Origin of the sequence: Pseudoalteromonas sp. S2721 (genome assembly GCF_005887425.1) — a bacterium.
Lineage (GTDB): Bacteria > Pseudomonadota > Gammaproteobacteria > Enterobacterales > Alteromonadaceae > Pseudoalteromonas > Pseudoalteromonas simplex.
In genome coordinates this window covers 1-1,840 of record NZ_PNCZ01000058.1, presented here as the reverse complement: position 1 = coordinate 1,840, position 1,840 = coordinate 1, and the positions used below count along the sequence as shown (strand labels likewise).

The 1,840-nt window shown below is 47.4% G+C and carries 1 protein-coding gene; it reads left to right on the top strand.

Features of this window, described 5'->3' with window-relative positions; translation table 11 throughout:
- The coding region (locus CWC02_RS17715) for a beta strand repeat-containing protein (RefSeq protein WP_171043865.1) at window positions 1-1,840 on the top strand (1,840 nt) is incomplete at both ends.

The following is a 1,840-nucleotide window of genomic DNA, read 5'->3' as shown; positions in this document are numbered from 1 at the left end:
TACCAGTGATGCAGGTGAAGGTGCACAAGTGACCGTGGTCGTCACCGATGCCAATGGTGATAGCAGCATCCTGACAGCGACAGTGGATGCCAGCGGTAATTGGTCAGTGAGTCCAACAACGGTCTTAGCTGATGGTCAATTTACTGTTGACGCCAGTGTGCGTGATGGGGTGGGGAACCTTACAGAAGAAACGGTGACTGGGGTCATTGATACCATTGCACCAAGCTTAACCTTAACGGGCGTTGGGGCGGGCAGTGATGTGACGCCAACTTTAAGCGGCACAAGTAATGAAATCGGCGCGTTAGTAACTATCACAGTGACTGATAGTAACGGTGTGGTACAAACTTTCTCAGCCACAGTGGGCAGTAATGGAACCTGGACTAGCGAAGTGCCAAACGGTTTAGCCGAAGGTGATTACACTGTGTCAGCAACAGTGAGTGACGTGGCGGGCAATAGTACAACAATCAGTGCCTCAGGTAGTATTGATACGGTAAATCCTACAGTCGTTGTGAATGATAATGGCTTAAGTAATGATAATACCCCAACAATCAGCGGTACATCTACCGAGCCTGCGGGCACAATTGTAAATATTATAGTTACAGACAGTAATGGCGATAATTATAGTTTTACAGCTGTTGTAAGTGCTGCAGGCACATGGCAAACAGACGCATCTGAAATACCTGATGGTAACTATACAATTACTGCAACAATCACAGATGCTGCGGGTAATACAGGGAGTGATACAGGCTCAGGAACGATAGACACTACAGCGCCTCTCATTACAATCAACAATCTAGGCACAATTAACACCGCAACACCAACTATTAGTGGTACATCTTCGGAGCCAGCAGGCACTGTTATTTCACTTGTATTAACAGATACCAGTGGTGGTGAGATCAGTTTGACTGCAACCGTTGATGGTGCTGGTAATTGGTCTGTCACCTCTTCATCGTTAGCGAATGATGACTACAGCGTGGTTGCTACAGTAGAAGATGCAGCAGGAAATAGCGCCTCGGCAACAGAGAATTTCACCTTGAATACCAGTGCGCCTAGTATTTCAATTGATGCCCTAGGCCAAACGAACGATACAACGCCTACTATTTCAGGAACAACCAGTGCTCCTGACGGCAGTACGGTAACAGTGACTATAAATGATGGCACCAATCCAGTTGAAACACTGACAGTAAGTGTCTCAGGTGGTATTTGGACTGTTACTGCTAATAATGCATTAACTGAAGGGGATTTTACGGTTACTGCTAGCGTTACTGTAGGTGGCGTTGAAGGTACAGACTCTGCTGTAGGAACAATTGATTTAACCCCTCCTACCATTGCAATTAATGATATTGCACAAACCAATGATACAACCCCAACAATAAGTGGTACAACGGATGCACCGGTAGGAAGCACAGTTACAGTGATCATTACTGATTCACAAGGCAACCCACAAACTTTAGTCGCTACGGTATTAGCGAACGGAAGTTGGTCAGTGTCTGCAACCACTATACTGGCAGAAGGTAGTTTTACTGTTAATGCTTCAGTCACCGATGCAGCCGGTAATACCGGCACCGATAGTGCTACTGGTGAAATCGACATTACCGCACCGACTATTAGCCTTGATACCTTGGCCGATAGTAATGATGTGACACCGCTCATTAGTGGGCAAACCACCGGAGCGGCAGTGGGCAGCTTAGTGCTGCTTACTATCACTGACAGTGCTGGTAATGTCCAAAGTGCGACAGCGACGGTGCAAGCGGATGGCAGTTGGTCTGTTGAGCCAAGTACGGCATTAGCCGAAGGGGATTATACCGTGGTGGCCACCTTGAGCGCCGCGGCGGGTAAC